The 15,841-nt window shown below is 63.3% G+C and carries 13 protein-coding genes; 11 read left to right on the top strand and 2 right to left on the bottom strand.

What is annotated here, in order from left to right; translation table 11 throughout:
* Positions 1–84 precede the first annotated feature (84 nt).
* The 11 genes from U5817_RS08665 (at position 85) to U5817_RS08715 (ending at position 13,887) form a co-directional block, all read left to right on the top strand.
* Positions 85–1,842 (top strand): DUF1302 domain-containing protein, encoded by a 1,758-nt coding sequence (locus U5817_RS08665; RefSeq protein ID WP_407280439.1) that lies wholly within the window; start codon positions 85–87, stop codon positions 1,840–1,842.
* A gap of 26 nt (positions 1,843–1,868) precedes the next feature.
* Entirely contained in the window at positions 1,869–3,224 is a 1,356-nt protein-coding gene (locus U5817_RS08670; RefSeq protein WP_407280440.1) for a DUF1329 domain-containing protein, read from the top strand.
* A 134-nt stretch (positions 3,225–3,358) separates the two neighbouring features.
* Positions 3,359–4,486 (top strand): WD40/YVTN/BNR-like repeat-containing protein, encoded by a 1,128-nt coding sequence (locus U5817_RS08675; RefSeq protein WP_407280441.1) that lies wholly within the window; start codon positions 3,359–3,361, stop codon positions 4,484–4,486.
* A 63-nt stretch (positions 4,487–4,549) separates the two neighbouring features.
* Entirely contained in the window at positions 4,550–6,970 is a 2,421-nt protein-coding gene (locus tag U5817_RS08680) for an efflux RND transporter permease subunit (protein WP_407280442.1), read from the top strand.
* A gap of 80 nt (positions 6,971–7,050) precedes the next feature.
* A complete protein-coding gene (locus tag U5817_RS08685) occupies positions 7,051–8,016 on the top strand; it encodes a lactoylglutathione lyase (protein ID WP_407280443.1) in 966 nt (321 codons plus the stop codon).
* A 1-nt stretch (position 8,017) separates the two neighbouring features.
* On the top strand, positions 8,018–8,854 hold the full coding sequence (locus U5817_RS08690; RefSeq protein WP_407280444.1) for an enoyl-CoA hydratase/isomerase family protein: 837 nt from the start codon (positions 8,018–8,020) through the stop codon (positions 8,852–8,854).
* A gap of 40 nt (positions 8,855–8,894) precedes the next feature.
* The gene (locus U5817_RS08695) at positions 8,895–9,725 is read left to right on the top strand and encodes an SDR family NAD(P)-dependent oxidoreductase (RefSeq protein ID WP_407280445.1); all 831 of its coding nucleotides are present in this window, start codon (positions 8,895–8,897) and stop codon (positions 9,723–9,725) included.
* Positions 9,726–9,735: 10 nt separating this feature from the next.
* Positions 9,736–10,662 carry a zinc-binding alcohol dehydrogenase family protein gene (locus tag U5817_RS08700; RefSeq protein ID WP_407280446.1) on the top strand — a complete coding sequence of 309 codons (927 nt, stop codon included), beginning with the start codon at positions 9,736–9,738 and terminating at the stop codon, positions 10,660–10,662.
* 25 nt (positions 10,663–10,687) lie between these two features.
* Positions 10,688–11,644, top strand: coding sequence for a Rieske 2Fe-2S domain-containing protein (locus U5817_RS08705; protein WP_407280447.1), 957 nt, complete (start codon positions 10,688–10,690; stop codon positions 11,642–11,644).
* Complete coding sequence (locus U5817_RS08710; protein ID WP_407280448.1) at positions 11,641–12,684, top strand: oxygenase; 1,044 nt, start codon at positions 11,641–11,643, stop codon at positions 12,682–12,684. The genes U5817_RS08705 and U5817_RS08710 overlap by 4 nt, the downstream gene beginning before the upstream one ends.
* Positions 12,685–12,732: 48 nt before the next feature.
* Positions 12,733–13,887 carry a multidrug effflux MFS transporter gene (locus U5817_RS08715; RefSeq protein WP_407280449.1) on the top strand — a complete coding sequence of 385 codons (1,155 nt, stop codon included), beginning with the start codon at positions 12,733–12,735 and terminating at the stop codon, positions 13,885–13,887.
* Positions 13,888–13,953: 66 nt separating this feature from the next.
* On the opposite strand, the gene U5817_RS08720 is transcribed toward U5817_RS08715, so the two are convergent.
* Both U5817_RS08720 and U5817_RS08725 read right to left on the bottom strand, forming a co-directional pair.
* The gene (locus U5817_RS08720) at positions 13,954–14,175 is read right to left on the bottom strand and encodes a hypothetical protein (protein ID WP_211168871.1); all 222 of its coding nucleotides are present in this window, start codon (positions 14,173–14,175) and stop codon (positions 13,954–13,956) included.
* Between the two features lie 72 nt (positions 14,176–14,247).
* Entirely contained in the window at positions 14,248–15,831 is a 1,584-nt protein-coding gene (locus tag U5817_RS08725) for a phytoene desaturase family protein (RefSeq protein WP_407280450.1), read from the bottom strand.
* Positions 15,832–15,841 lie beyond the last annotated feature (10 nt).

Genomic DNA, 15,841 nt, shown 5'->3' on the forward strand with positions numbered 1-15,841 from the left:
CTACAATTCAGTTGTGTGAAAACCCGCCGTACCGGGGCACAGCGATTGATCTGAAATCAGGCCGGATTCGCCCTCCAATGAGGCGTGAAAAGACAAGGTCAGGGTGTCACGGTCATCGATATAACCAGAGGAGACAAATTCATGAATAATGGGAGCAGGTCTGTCCGTACCCGGTTCGCGCTGCGGGGCGTCACTGCCGCACTTGCACTTGCTTGGGTGGGGGGGGCGTCGGCGTTCGAGGTCGAAACCGGCAACCCGGACGTCAAGATGCGTTGGGATAACACGATCCGCTATACGGCGGGCGTGCGCGTCGAGGATCAGGACAAGAAGCTGATGCGCAATCCGGTCTATGACGAGGGCGACAGCAAGTTCGATCGAGGCGACATCGTGACCAACCGTCTCGATCTGCTCTCCGAATTCGATGTCAGCTATCGCGGCAAAATCGGCGCTCGTGTGACCGGTGCGGCGTGGTACGACCATGCCTACGACGATCATTCGGTGACTGCGCCGACCGGCACTGCCACCGCCTATCGCAATGACAAGTACAACGGCACGGTCAAGCGCTATGTGAATGGTCCCTCGGGCGAAATCCTCGACGCCTTCGTCTGGACCAACCTCGATCTCGGCAAGGTGCCGCTCAACCTGAAGGTCGGTCGCCAGACCAACGTGTGGGGTGAAGGCCTGCTGATCGGTGCGCATGCAATCTCCTACGGTCAGTCCCCGGTGGACGGCGTGAAGGCCGTAACCAACCCCGGCATCGAGACCAAGGAAGTTTTCCTTCCGATCGGGCAGGTACACGCGAGTGCCCAGCTCACGGATAGCGTGACCGTCGTCGGGCAGTATTTCTACGACTGGGAGCCTACCCGCGTACCGCACGCCGGCACTTACCTGATGGGTGCTGACACCGCGCCGTCGTCCGATAACCTTTCCTTCGGGGTCGGCCAGCTCAAGGCCTCGATCATCGACGCGAAGGAACCGAGCAAGCGCGGCAATTGGGGCGTCGGTGCGCGCTGGAACGTGGAGGCGATCGAGTCGACCTTCGGTGCCTACTACCGCAAGTTCGACGACTACGCGCCGGAACTCGGTGTGCAGCTCTCGGACTTCGTTCGCCTCGGTCCCGCCGTATTGCCCAGCAAGGCACGCTTCCTGTATCCCGAGGACATCGAGCAATACAGTGTGAGCTTCTCGCGTGTGATCGGTGGCGTAAGCGTGGGTACCGAGTTGTCGTACCGCAAGAACGGGCCTTTGAATACGCCGGCGTCGCATACGCTCGACTCGGGCTCGCGCGGCGACACCTGGCATGCGGTGGTGAATGGCGTTTATCTGTTACCGCAGACGCCGATGTGGGATACCGGGACATTGATCGCGGAGGTCGCATACAACCGACTCGATCGCGTGACCGAGAACGAGCACCTGTATCGCAAGGTCGGTGCGGCAAGTTGCGTCAATTCGGCAATCGGACGCCCGAGGACTGGCACCAAGCGCGATGGCTGTTCGACCGTCGATGCCCTGCAGCTCGCGGTCAGGTTCTCGCCGCAATATCTCAACATCTTTCCGTCATGGGACTTGGCGGTGCCGGTCAGCATCAACTATGGGCTTTCCGGAAACGCACCCTCTTCAGGTGGCGGCACAGAGGGTGAGCTGCGTTGGTCGATCGGTACCACCTGGACGTATGCGTCCAAGTACGAATTCGCCCTCAACTACTCCGACCGCAGCTTGCCGGTGCGCAAGGGCGTCGTTCGCGGTGAGGAACGGATTACCGGCGGTGCGGCCCACAGCAACTCCTCGGTTGGTGTGATCGACCGTGGCTGGCTGTCCTTCACATTCAAGACGGCTTTCTGACAGGCCGCAAACAGGAGACGAGAGACATGAAGATGCGCAATTTCGTATGGGCCGCCGCGGCGGTCCTCTCGAACCAGGCGATGGCGGCGGTTACGGCAGAAGAGGCGAAACAGCTCGGTGCGACGCTGACCAAGTACGGCGCGATCCAGGCGGGCAACAAGGAAGGGACGATCCCGGAATACACCGGAGGGCTGACCAAGGCTCCGGCCGACTTCAAGCCTGACAGCGGTTTCTGGGCGGATCCGTTCAAGGACGAAAAGCCCCTGCTCCGGATCGACGGCAAGAACTATCAGCAGCACGCAGACAAGCTGTCGGAAGGGCAGAAGGAGCTGTTGAAGAAGTATCCGAGCTTCTATATGGATATCTATCCGTCGCACCGTACGGCGTCGTATCCCGCCAAGGTCCTGAACAATACGGTGCGCAATGCGACGACGTGCAACACCGCCAAGAACGGACTCTCCGTCGAGGAAGCATGCCGCGGCGGTCTGCCGTTCCCCATGCCGAAGACCGGCTACGAGGTGATGTGGAACCAGCAGCTTCGCTACAAGGCCGATACGACGACCAAGTCGTCGCGCTCGTGGGTCGTAGACTCCAACGGCAAGGTGGTCATGGCGGCGCAGCAGAAGACGATGGAAGAGACGCCTTACTACCATGACGACCTGGACGGCCGCGATGCAAAGCTCTACTGGCGAACCTACTCGGTAACGCAGGCGCCGATCCGCAAGGCAGGCGAGGCGACCGGCCTCTCGGACTTCCTCGATCCGACTGAGAAGCCACGCCGCGCGTGGAGCTACACGCCGGGACAGCGCCGCATCAAGCTCGCTCCGGAGTTCGCCTACGACACGCCGGTGGCGAGCATGGGCGGCGTCACGCTGTTCGACGAGCTCTTCGTATTCTCGGGACAGATGGACCGTTTTGAATTCAAGCTGGTCGGCAAGAAGGAGATGTACATCCCCTACAACGCCTACAAGCTTTATTTCGGTTGCGGCGTCGAAGAGCAATTCATGGACAAGCACCCGAACCCGGCCTGCTGGCGTTGGGAGCTTCACCGCGTCTGGGTCGTCGAAGCGACCCTGAAGCCGGGCGTGCGCCATGTGTACGCCAAGCGCATGTACTACTTCGACGAGGATACTTACGGCGCAGGCCTGTACGACGCCTTCGACCAGAGCGGCCAGTTGTATCGCTCGATCTTCAACTCGATGGTTCAGCTCTATGACGTCCAGGCGCCCTACACCGTGAAGAACGTGGTGTATGACTTCAACAAGGGCATGTACGCGCTGGTGAATGACGGCCTGGTCGGCGGTTATGGCGTTCTGAAGGCGCCGATGGGCAACCGCGAACTCAACCCAGAGGCAATCGTCGCGCAGGAAACCGCGCGCTGATCGTCAGCCCTCATGTGGAAGCGGGCATCGCGGCTTGCCGTGTTGCTCCTTCCGGTTCCGGCTCACTCCAGATAGATCCCCCCGCCCGGTGCTTGTTGTGGGCGGCGGGGATCGCATCGGCAAGGAGTTGTCTCTTGAATCGCGTTAGCAGTTCGATCTCCCGTTCCATGGTCCCGGGCCGGCGTCTGCGTCTGACCCTTGCGGTAGCGGTTCTCGGCGCGGCAGGCGTGGCGCTAGCCACGGGTTCCGCCGTGCGCGACGTATTGGCCGTCCCCGCGGTGATCTCTCCCCAGTCCTTGCGGGGTGCAATGTCAGGTATCGCCAGCAAGGATGGGCGCGCCCTGGCCGTCGGGCCGCGCGGGATCATTCTGCTGTCACGCGATGCCGGTCGGAACTGGTCCCAGATCGTCGCGCCGCTGAGCGCAGACTTCACGACGGTGCGTTTCGGGCCGGGCAGCACCGCATGGGCACTCGGACACGATGCAGTCGTCCTGCGTTCGGATAACGGCGGGGAAACCTGGTCACGGGTAATGGACGGTCATGCTCTCTTCGAACTGCTCTCCAAACACTACGGCGCTCTGGCCGATGCGGGCAATGAAGAGGCAGGACGCGTGTTGCGGGACGTCGAGATGGCGGCCGAGCAGTCCGCGACGCCGGGCGTGCTGGCCTATCCGTTTCTCGACATCCACGTAAACGAGCGCGGCGAGGGTTTTCTGGCTGGCGCTTTCGGTCTGCTGCTGCATACGACTGACGGTGGCAGCACATGGGAGCCGTGGATCGAGCGCGCGGACAACGGGCGTCGCATGCACCTGTATGCGATCGAGCCGACGCCCGAAGGTGGGGTGTTTCTTGCCGGAGAGCAAGGTCTGGTGCGTCGCCTCGATCGAGACGCGGCCCGGTTCCAGACCGTCGAAACGCCCTATAAGGGCACGTATTTCGGTTTCACCGCAGGGGACTCGAAGCTGATCGTCTACGGGCTGCGGGGCAATGCCTTTATTAGCCGCGATGGGGCGGCGAGCTGGTCCTCTCTCGCCATGGGCAGCGATGCGAGCCTTGTCGCCGCCTTCGACCGCGGCGCGGGACGCATGGTGTTCGTGACCCAATCTGGTCAGGTTCTGCTGAGTAACGATGATGGGGCGAGCGTGACGGCGCTCGAGGTGCAACGCGGCGGGGAGGTATTCGCCGCTGCGATGGCCGGTCCCGAAGAGCTCCTGCTCGCCCGAGTCAATGGCGTAGATCTGATCCGTTTGTCCCTCCGGTAACGGCCTCTCCTGATACTGAAATTTGCGAGACACAGCATGGCAGGTCACAGCGAACAAAGAGTGATGCCGGTGATTCGGGACCTGAAGGATTTCGATCTCGGTTCCGGCAGTGTGCTCGAGCGCATCATCTTCAACAATCGCATCGTCGTGCTCCTGGCATGCCTTGTGGCGACTCTCGTACTCGGCTTCGCCGCGACGCGAATCCAGGTCAATGCGAATTTCGAGCGGATGATTCCGCTCGGCAGCCCGTACATCAAGAATTACCTGGATAACAAAAGCGAGTTGCCGGGTCTGGGCAACACGATCCGGATCGTCGTCGAGAACAAGTCGGGGGACGTCTTCGATCCCGGGTACCTCGACGTGCTCAAGAAAGTCAATGATGACCTTTACCTCATTCCCGGAGTCGATCGTTCGTGGATGAAGTCGATCTGGATGCCGATCGTCCGCTGGCGGGAGGTGACCGAAGACGGCATCACCGGCGGCGCGGTCATGCCCGCGAGCTTCGACGGCAGCGCGAACGAGATTGCGAAACTGCGCGAGAACATCGGCAAGGCGGGCATCGTCGGCAGACTCGTTGCAAATGACATGAAGTCGAGCATGATCGTGGCGCCGCTGCTGGATACCCATCCGAAAACCGGTGAAGCGCTGAATTACGGTGAGTTTGCGGACGCCCTCGAAGCGAAGATCCGCACCTACGAGAGCGACACGGTCGGCATCCACATCGTCGGCTTCGCGAAGATCGTCGGTGATCTGATCGCGGGCCTGCGCGAGGTGATGGTGTTCTTCGCCGTGTCAGTCGTCATTGCCGCGTTCTTCGTCTATCTCTACACCCGCTGCGTGCGTAGCACGATGCTTCTCGTGACGGTCGCCGTGATCGGCGTCGTGTGGCTGCTTGGGTTGATGCAGTTGCTCGGGTATGAGCTTGATCCGTATTCCATACTGGTGCCTTTCCTGATCTTCGCCATCGGGCTGTCCCACGGCGCGCAGAAGATGAACGGGATCATCCAGGACATTGGCCGTGGCACCCACAAGTACGTCGCGTCGCGCTACACCTTCCGGCGCCTGTTCATGGCCGGCCTTACGGCACTGCTGGCGAACATCGTCGGTTTTGCCGTACTGATCATCATCGACATCCCGGTTATCCGCGATCTGGCCCTGACGACCAGCGTCGGCGTTTCGGTCCTGATCTTCACGAAGCTTTTCCTCATCCCGGTCGCACTCTCCTATATCGGCGTCAGCGAATCGGCCATCCGGCATGCCACGGCAGACGACATGAAGGCGGGCGGCCGGCGTTCGTTGCCGGGGAGAATCTGGCATGGTTTGGACGTACTCACCGAGCGGCGATGGGCGATTCCGGTCATCGCCATTGCCGCAATCGTGACAGTCGTCTCCGCAATCGTCATGCAGAACCTGCGGATCGGCGATCTGGATGCCGGGGCGCCCGAACTTCGGCCCGAGTCGCGCTACAACCGCGACAACGCATACATCACGGAACACTACGGGCTCTCCAGCGACCAGTTCGTGGTCATCATGAAGACCGGCGACGAGGGCTGTCGCCTGTATTCGAGCCTGCAGAAGATGGACGGGCTGGCACAACTGCTGCGGCAGGATCCGGCGGTCCAGACGACGACCTCACTGGCCGAAACGGTGCGTTTCGTGACCTCGGCGATGTTCGAGGGCAGTGGCAAGTGGCTCACGATCAGCCGTAACCAGTCGATCACCGACGGCTCCGTGTCGGCAGCCGTGATCGCGACGCCGGACATCACGAACCAGAGTTGCTCCGTGTCGCCCCTGGTCGCTTACCTGAAGGACCACAAGGCGGATACCGTGGGACGCATCCTGCAGACTGCGGAAGCGTACGCGGCTGCCAACAATACCGCGCCCGATGCAAAGGAGCCGGTGCAGTTCCTGCTGGCTGCGGGCAGCGCTGGTATCGAGGCGGCAACGAACATCGAGGTACAGAAGAGCATCGTCACGATGTATCTCGCGGTCTATGGTGCAACGGCGCTGCTGTGCCTGATCACGTTCCGCAGCGTTCGCGCGACGATCGTCGCACTGATCCCGCTCGTCATCACCACGATCCTCTGCAAGGCGCTGATGGTCTGGCTCGGTATCGGACTCAAGGTCGCGACCCTGCCGGTCATCGCGGTCGGCGTCGGTGTCGGTGTCGACTACGCGCTTTATCTGTTGAGCGTGCAGATTGCCGTCCAGCGCCGCGGGGGAAGCTTGCGGGATGCCTATCGCAAGTCGCTCGATTTCACCGGCAAGGTGGTCGCGTTGGTGGGACTCACGATGGCTGCCGGCGTAATCACCTGGGCATGGTCGCCGATCAAGTTCCAGGCCGACATGGGGATCCTGCTGACGTTCATGTTCCTGTGGAACATGCTCGGTGCCCTGGTACTGATCCCGGCACTTTCGCATTTCATGCTCAACCCGCGCGAACCGAGCGGCGCACGTGGAACCCTTTTGCGCGCGGCCGCCTGATCCCTCAATAAATTCAAGAAAGCCGACATCGCCCGGCGGGCGACTGGCGGACAAGACAGACCACAACTGGAGACAAAACGATGTTCGACCTCTTGCTGAGTGCCGACATGATGCTGCCTGATCCCGACGACATGGCTGCGCGGCTGGTGACCAAGCTCGGCGTGCATGGCCATCCGAACTGGCGCCAGGCGTTCGACGACCATCCCTACGTCGCGCACTTCCTGCGCGTGCACAAGTCGCTGGCGGTGTCGCCGACCCGTCTCGAACCGCAATGGCATCTGGATCGCGAGAATCCCGGCGACCCGATGTTCCACGAGTTCCTCGAAAGCCTGAAGGACTACCAGGGACGCCATCGTCCGATGCTCACCCACTCGGTCGTGCTCGCGCTGCAAGGGCCGAAATTCGACGCCTTCGTCGACAAGCTGATGCGGCGCGGGTTGCCGTTCCGCATGGCCCAGCGCACGCCGGACATGCCGTTCGACCGGTTGTGGCTCGGCGCGACGCCAGAGCGGCCGCGTTACACCCCGGTGGTGGATGGCGGCCTGTGCATCGAGGTGATGCCGACCGAACCGCTGCAGATGCCGTCCGAGACATTCGCCGCGGAACCCATGCAGCCGCGCGACCCGAAGGCGGGCGACATGGTGCGCGTCAGTGCGCGCGGATTCCTTGTCCGCGATCTGGACGAGACGCTGCGCTGCTGCTCGAAGAATCTCGACTGGGAGCCGAGCGGCGAAGTCGAAGCGCTGCATCGCGAGGGATACCGCCGCGCGACGATGCCCTTTACCGTGGCCAACAGCGCCAGCCTTGACGTGATCCAGCCCAGCCGCTGGAACAGCGACGCGGGCCTGTACCTGAACAACTGGGGGCCGGGTCTTTACTACATTCGCATCGCAGTGAACGGCCTCAAGGCCAAGGCCGAGGACTTGCGCGCGCGCGGGACCCGTTTCCAATGGATCGAGGAGTCCGAAGCGGTCGGCGGCGGCGCGATGATCCGGATCGACCCGAGCGAGATGCGCGGGCAGCTCATCGAGTTCGAGGAGGTCTGACATGGCATCCGACCTTGCGGTCAAGAATGCGGGCGCTGCATCGATGGCGGTTCCGCTCAATGACGCCGTGGCCGTGGAGCGTCAGGGCTGTATCGGCTGGATCGTGCTGACCCGCCCGGCCCAGATCAATGCCATCAACGACGACATTCGCACCGGCGTTCCGCAGGCTCTGCAGGATCTTGAGGCAGACCCGGCGATCCGCGTGATCGTAATTCGCGGGGATGGCCCGCGAGGTTTCTGCGCGGGCGCCGACATCAAGGAACAGCGTGGCCCCGAGACCTCGATCGAAGTGCGCCGGCGCATGCAGGGCGCGCGCTGGGTCGAGGCGTTCGATGACGCGGAGAAACCCACGATTGCGGCCATTCATGGCTATTGCATGGGAGGGGGCATGGAGCTCGCCCTCGCTTGCGACATCCGCTTTGCCACGCCCGACGCCGTTTTCAGTCTGCCTGAGACTGCCCTGGGCCTGATTCCCGGCGGAGGGGGAACCCAGCGCCTGCCGCGCGTGGTTGGTCCGGGCCGGGCGATGGACCTGCTGCTCACCGGTGACCGCCTGAGCGCCGATGAAGCGAAGGCGATCGGGCTGGTTACCCGGGTGGCGAGCGCGCCGGACAAGCTGGTGGAAGAGGTGCGCGCGTTCGCGATGCGCATCGCCTCACGGGCGCCGGCGGCGACGCTGTGCGTGAAGCGCGCCGCGCGTGCCGCACTGGACGTGGATCTCAAGAAGGGCTTGGACCTCGAGCTGGATCTTTTCGCCCTGCTCAAACCCAGCGACGACGCGCGTGAGGCCGCGACCGCCTTTCGCGAAAAGCGCGAACCGCGCTTTACCGGTCGCTAAGCGACGCGCTCCGCGCAGACAAGAATCAGGAGACAGACAGATGAGCGAGCGAAAACTGGATGGCCGTGTCGCGATCGTGACCGGTGCGGCCGGCGGCCTCGGCGCCGAATCGGCCCGCGTGCTGGCGATGCACGGTGCGAGTGTGGCAATCACGGACATCGATCTCGACGGCGCACGCGAGGTGGCCGCCGAGATCGAGTCCGGTGGTGGGCGTGCGTTCGCCGTGCAGGCCGACGTCTCGTCCGAGGGGGATGTCGCGGCGATGGTCGCGGCGGTGGTGGACCGCTTCGGGCGAGTGGACGTCCTGTACAGCAATGCGGCGATCCTGAGCGTCGAGCAACGCCAGCGCGACCGCGACGTTGCCAACATGGACGTCGAGGCGTGGGACCGGGCGATGGCGGTGAATCTGCGCGGTGCAATGCTGTGCGCCAAGTATGCGATTCGCGAGATGCTCAAGCAGAAGAAAGGCTCCCTGATCTTCGCGACCTCGGGACTCGGCGCCCAAGGCGACCTGTCGCTGTCGGCCTACGCCGCTTCGAAGGCGGCGCTGATGATGCTAAGCAAGTCGATCGCGACCCAGTACGGCAAGGAGGGCATCCGCTCCAACGCGCTGCAGATCGGTCTCGCGCCAGCAGAGAACGCCCACGGGAGCATGCCGCCGGCCGTGATCCAGATCCTCCGCGACAATCACCTCACGCCGGATGTCGGCAGCCCGCGCCAGATCGCCGACGTGGTGGCCTTCCTCGCGTCCGACGAGTCGTCCTTCGTGACCGGCACGACGCTGGTCGCCGATGGCGGTTTCTCCTGCCACACGCCCTCACTTGTCGCAATGAAGGCCCTCTTCGCGCAGACCGGCGCGAAGGGCATGTGAGGAGTCATCCATGAAAGCAGCTGTCATCAGCGAGCGGGGTGCCGCTCCGGTCGTGCAGGAGTTTCCGGAACCGGCGCCCCAGGAAGGCGCCGTCCTCATCGACATGGACACGGCGGGGCTCGGGGGCTGGGACGTACTCGGCGCGTACCGGCTGGGCGTGCAATACCCGTGCGTGATCCGCGGCGAAGGCGTGGGCAGGGCACCGGATGGCCGCCGCGTGTATTTCGGCGAGCGCTCGGTGATGCCCTTCGGGGCGTGGGCAGAGCGTACGCTGGTGCCGGCCGATGAGGTGTGGAACGTGCCCGAGGAGGTCGACGACAAGACCGCGATCACGATGGGCATCGCCGCCACCGGCGCACTGGTGCCGCTCGAGCAGGCCAACATCCAGCGGGGTGAGCAGGTTCTGGTGCTCGGTGCGACCGGCACGCTCGGGCAGGTCGCGCTGCAACTCGCCCGCTATCTCGGCGCGGGCAGGGTCGTCGCGGCCGCGCGCTCCGCCGAGACCCTTCAGCGCCTGAAGACGCGGGGGATTGCCGATGAAGTCGTGGCGCTCGGTAGCGAGAACGATGTCGCGGCGTTGAAGGACGCGGCGGGCGACGGTTTCGACGTCGTGCTCGATCTGGTGTGCGGGCAACCGATGCTCAACGCCCTCAAGGCGACCCGCTGGGGGGCGCGCATCATGACGATCGGCACAGGTGCGGGGCGTCAGATCAATCTCGATATCGCCGATCTGCTTTTCCGCACGCTGTCGTGCGTGGGTACGGGGCAGCGCCCGCCGGCCGATCGCCGCGCGATCTGGGAGCGTCTGCTGCGCATTGCACGCACAGAAAATATCCACGTCGACTACGCCGACTATACGCTGGATCAGGCTGCCGCAGCCTGGGCGTCACAGATTGCCGGGCCGCACGCGAAGATCACCGCGCGGATCAGGGGCTGACCGGTAAGGGCAGGGGAGGTTGGGCATGGGACGATGGTGGGCGGTCGCGCTGTCCGAGGCAGTGCAAGGTGACAAGGCGCTCGCGGTAACGTGCGAAGGCGAGCAACTCGCCGTGTTTCGCGACGGGAGGGGCGCAGTGTTCGCGCTGGAGGACAGGTGTCCGCACCGGCGTGTGCCGCTTTCGCCCGGACCGGTGAAACCCGCCGGTCTGCAGTGTCCCTACCACGGCTGGACCTTCGACGGCGCGACGGGCCTGTGCAATGACATCCCCAATCTGCGCCGCGATGAGCGGGTGCCCGCGCGTTATGCGGCGCGCGTCTTTCCGGCGGCCGAGGCGAACGGCTTCATCCACGTTTGGCGGGGGAAGGGAACTCCTGCCGCCGAATTGCCGGGAGCGTCGTATCGGGCTGCAGGTCGCGAACATACTGGTTCAGCGGTGGCCAATATCGCGTTCGAGCAATATCTCGACGTGATGCTCGACGGCCCGGAATGCTTGCTTTCCTTCCCCGGCGTGCACATCACCGATTACTTCCTCGGCGATGCACGCCGCGACGGCGAGCATCTTGTCCTCGATCGAGGTGCGGTGTGGTTGGGCAACGGAAATGGGCCGGCCTTCGTGCGAGACCATTCGTTGTGGGTACGTACTCGCGTACCGCTAACGGGCGGCGACATTCGCGTGGAACTCCTCAGCGCCGACGAAGTTCCGCTCGTCACGATCTTCATCGCTGTCAGCGAGAACAGGCGCGGTACCACCAGTCTGGTCTGGCGCGGTTTCCTTCATACCGCGCCTGCGCCGCTGTCGTGGCGGTGGCGGATGGCGCGGGCGATCGGACGTGCTCCGTTCGTAATCTTCCCCCATATCGACGGCGCAGCCGTGGCGGCACTCGAAGTCGCACCGTCACGGGATCGCAGATTGGCGAAGACCGATGCGAGCGCGCCGGCCGAGCGCGTGGTACCCGTGCGGGAGAGTTGCGCAGTATGAGTGAAGTCCCGATGATGGATGCGGCAGGGCGCGAAGCGGAGGTGACGTCCAAGCGCGACTGGGTACCGATCAATCTCGATCTGCGCGACACCTGGTTTCCGGTCGCCTACAGTGCCGACATCGGGGAGCGGGCGGTACGGCGTATCGTCCATGCGCAGGACGTATATCTATGGCGCGACGGCGGGAGATTATATGCGGCCGAGTTTCGCCCCGACCACCTTGAAGCGATGCGCGCCGGCGCAAGTGCCTTCACGAACGGCTCCGGTTTCTATCCGGCTGTCGAGCGCTACGGGTATATCTGGTCGTGGTACGGAAATCCTGATAATGCGCACGAGGAATTGATCCCGAATATCCCCTTCCTGCCGCCCGATGGTCGGGGGATCCCGCGCTACACACAGCGCACGGTGCGCTTCGATGCGGCCTCGCCGCTGTCCGTCGAGAACCTCATCGATCTGACGCATGCCGACTTCCTGCATGCCAACGCGATCGGAGACAGCCAGTCCGAAAACGACGTCGTCGAGGTCCATTCGACCTCCGAGACGGTGACACGCATCCGCAACGTTACGCGCAAGTCGGTGGCGCCGGTGATGCGCTGGATTGGAGGCGTACGCGCCCAGTACCAGGATCTGCGCGCCGTGCTGCATGTCCATCTGCGCAACAACGTGTGCATCTCCTACCCGAATTTCACCCCGGGCTACCCGATTCCGAACGTGCAGCCCTTTGTGCCTGTCGGCAAGCACCGTTCTCGTGTTGATCAGACGAACTACACCGTCCACGCGCCGGCACCGTTTCGCTGGCTGATGCCGCGCATCTCCTACGTGATCCAGCCACAGGACAACTCGGTGCTGCGCCCTCAGAACGCACGCTATTTCGAGTCCACCGAACGCCGCGACCTGAGCTCGCGGTTCGACGGCCCCGGCAACCGCTACCGATTGCTGATGGTGCGTCTCGCCGAGAGGCAGCAGCGCGGGGATTTCGGCTATGGCGCCGACGCCGACCCGAGTGCCGACATTTCGGCAGTGCTCGGCATGCGGGGCTGATTTCTGCAATCCGGATCCCGTCCCGGTACAGGGCAACTCGGCACGACCGTGATCCTGGCGGGCTTGGCGATGCTTGGCCCGTTTTCGATCAACACCTACCTGCCATCCTTCGGGGAAATGGCGGTGGTGCTGGGCACGGATCGAGTCGCATTGCAGCAGACAGTGGCGATCTACTTCGCCGCCTTTGCCTTCATGGCCTTGTGGCATGGCGCCATCTCGGATTCCTTCGGGCGCCGCCGCGTGGTGCTGGCCGGTCTGATCGTCTATGCATTTGCGTCGCTGGGATGCGCGCTTGCAATGCAAGTGGAACAGTTGTGGGTTCTTCGGGCGTTCCAGGGCTTCTCGGCGGGAGCCGGGATCGTGATCGGTCGCGCCGTCGTCCGCGATCTGCATGAAGGGCCGCGCGCGCAGCGCATGATGTCGCAGGTAGTATTGATGTTCTCGATCGCGCCCGCCGTCGCTCCTTTGGTGGGCGGCTGGTTGCAGGTCGCGCTGGGCTGGCGCTCGGTATTCGTGTTCCTGTGCCTGCTTGCTACCAGCCTGCTCGTCGCCGTGTTTTTTGGATTGCCCGAGACCCTGCCAGCCGCGCAGCGTCACCCGTTCAATCCAGGGAGTGTGCTTCGTGGTTACGCGTCCGTGCTTAGAAACGCTCGCTTCATGAGCTGGGCGCTGGCGTATGCCTGCATGTTCGGCGGCTTTTTCCTTTACGTGCTGTCTGCGCCGGTGTTTCTGATGGAGCACCTTGGCCTGGGTGAGACCGATTTCCTCTGGATGTTCGGACCTGCGACGGTGGGGCTAATGTTGGGCTCCGCGCTTGCGGGCCGCCTTTCGCAGCGGTGGTCCACGGCCGCCACGCTGAAGGCCGGCTTCTCAATCATGGCTGCCGCCACACTCTGGAATCTCGCCGTGTGCCTCGTTGAACCGGGTGGCACGGCGTGGTACGTGGCGTATCTCCTGTACTTCAATCTCGGCATGTCCGTAATGATTCCAACGATCACGGTGCGCGGCCTGGATTGCGTACCCGAGCGCCGCGGCACCGGCTCATCGGTTCAGCTGTTCATCCAGACGGGATTCAACGCCTGGATTGCCGCGGTGCTGGCGCCACTGATGTGGCATTCGCTGCTGTCGCTCGCGCTGGGAGCGGCAGCTCTCGCCCTGTGCGGCGTCGTCGGTGTGGTCGCGGCAGAGCGCCTGTCCAGCTGAAGATCCGCGGCCCATCAATGATGGGGGCGCTCCTTTACGGCTGCGCTATCTGCGAGCGATCGCGAATCAGCTTGATCTTGCGGCCTGGCGGTAGCCCCTAAACAGGATCAGCGGCATCCGCAGCAGCGTCCGCCACCCGAGCAGCTGGAGCGCCTGCCAGCAGTCTTCGGGGCGGATCAGGATCGTCGTCGCCATCGAGCCCATGACCTTCCCCTTCATGACCAGAGTGTCGTCCTTTCGCTGGATGGACTTCACTTCGACCATCTCCACTCCTTCCTTGCTGAACATCTTCACGGCTGCCGCTCTCCATCACGTTGGACATCACCGCAACCGCGTGACGCGGTCGTGGCGTTCCACGGGTCAGTTTCCGATGAGTTCATCGAAATCCATGCCCAGGTCTTCCAGCACCACCTGCGCCGCGTTGCGTCCGGACGCTGCGGTGACCCCGCCCCCGGGATGGGTGGAGGCGCCCGCCATGTACAGACCGGCCACCGGCGACTTGTACTGTCCGTAGCCCGGGGCAGGGCGGTTGCCCGCGATCTGCCAGTTGTACGAGCCGAAGTGCAGGATGTCCGCGCCGATCATCGCATTGTTGTGGCGCTCGATATCGAGCGGGGTGAACCACGAGAACCCAATGATGTTGTCGTCACTCATGTTGGTCGTGAGCTTGCGCAGGTCGTCGAGAAATCCGTTGGCGACTTCCTTGCCGATCTCGTCCCAACGCTGCGGGCCGCCCTTCACGTTGTAGGGGCAGAAAGCGTACATGTTGAGTACGCGCTTGCCCTCGGGTGCCCGCGTCTTGTCATAGACGTCCTGCATCACGTAGGCGACGAAGTCGCGGCGCGGGATGCCGTATTCGAGATCGGAGAAGGCGCGTGCAAACTCCTCCCAGTCGGAGTGCGAACGCTCGACCCAGAAGAAATCGTCCACCGCCGGACCGACCTTGTACTGCGGCGCCTCGTGCAGCGCGAGGTGCAGGTTGAAGGGCTGGAAGCTGTTGCGTTTCAGCCCCCGAATCCGCGGCTCGAATCCTTCCGGCAGATTTGCGCCCGGCACCATGTGCGGGAACACCTGTTGCACGTGCATCGTCGAGATGACGCCTTTCTTCGCGACGATCTCCTCACCCGATTCGAGCACGACGCCCGTCACCTTGCTGCCATCCATGCGCATCTGCTTGACGGGCGCATTGACGCGTATCGCGCCGCCATGCGATTCGAAGCACTCTCGCAGCTTGTCTGCGAAGGCACCCGAGCCGCCGATCGGAATGCCGACGCCGTAACGGTGCATGAAGGGCAGAATGATGTAGAAGCCGAATCCTGTGCCGTTGTTGAACGGGTTCATCATGGCTTCCGAGGCATAGCGGGCCAGCGCGATGCGCACCTTGGGGTGCTCGAACCATTCGCAGATGAAGTCCCATGCGCTCATCGACTGTGTTCGCATCAGCGATTGCCCGACCACGCTCTGCTCCATCATAACCGCTTGGGCCCCCGCGTTCGGGGGCACGTGGAACATGCCCATCACCATCATGTCGAGGTTCTGGAAAACCTCCTTGTTGAAGCGCCGGTAGGCTTCCGCGTCCTTCTGCGAGAATTTTGCGATCGCCTGGGCAGTCTGTTCGAGATCGGTGTAGAACTCGAGCGTGGTCCCGTCGTCGTAGAAGATCGCAGTCATCTTGTCGGGATTGATGTACTTCAGCCCAAACTTCGATTTCAGCTGCAGTTCGTCGTTGCGCAGCAATGGGTTGGCCTGCAGCAGGGTGTGTGCGACGGAGCAGACGTCATGCTTGAAGCCCGGCACTGTCAGCTCGCGCGTCATGACGCCGCCCCCGACCTTGTCGTTCTTCTCGACGACGCATACCTTCAGTCCCGCCTTCGCCAGGTAGCACGCGGCCACCAGACCGTTGTGGCCGCCACCGGCGACCACGATGTCGTATTGTTCGCTCATGGATTTCTCC

Source organism: Aromatoleum evansii, assembly GCF_045689615.1.
GTDB lineage: Bacteria > Pseudomonadota > Gammaproteobacteria > Burkholderiales > Rhodocyclaceae > Aromatoleum > Aromatoleum evansii.

Coding starts and splice junctions, on each gene's coding strand:
- U5817_RS08705 (WP_407280447.1), top strand. CDS start 10,688: ATGGGACGATGGTGGGCGGTCGCGCTGTCCGAGGCAGTGCAAGGTGAC.
- U5817_RS08725 (WP_407280450.1), bottom strand. CDS start 15,831: ATGAGCGAACAATACGACATCGTGGTCGCCGGTGGCGGCCACAACGGT.
- U5817_RS08720 (WP_211168871.1), bottom strand. CDS start 14,175: ATGTTCAGCAAGGAAGGAGTGGAGATGGTCGAAGTGAAGTCCATCCAG.
- U5817_RS08695 (WP_407280445.1), top strand. CDS start 8,895: ATGAGCGAGCGAAAACTGGATGGCCGTGTCGCGATCGTGACCGGTGCG.
- U5817_RS08700 (WP_407280446.1), top strand. CDS start 9,736: ATGAAAGCAGCTGTCATCAGCGAGCGGGGTGCCGCTCCGGTCGTGCAG.
- U5817_RS08670 (WP_407280440.1), top strand. CDS start 1,869: ATGAAGATGCGCAATTTCGTATGGGCCGCCGCGGCGGTCCTCTCGAAC.
- U5817_RS08690 (WP_407280444.1), top strand. CDS start 8,018: ATGGCATCCGACCTTGCGGTCAAGAATGCGGGCGCTGCATCGATGGCG.
- U5817_RS08710 (WP_407280448.1), top strand. CDS start 11,641: ATGAGTGAAGTCCCGATGATGGATGCGGCAGGGCGCGAAGCGGAGGTG.
- U5817_RS08680 (WP_407280442.1), top strand. CDS start 4,550: ATGCCGGTGATTCGGGACCTGAAGGATTTCGATCTCGGTTCCGGCAGT.
- U5817_RS08685 (WP_407280443.1), top strand. CDS start 7,051: ATGTTCGACCTCTTGCTGAGTGCCGACATGATGCTGCCTGATCCCGAC.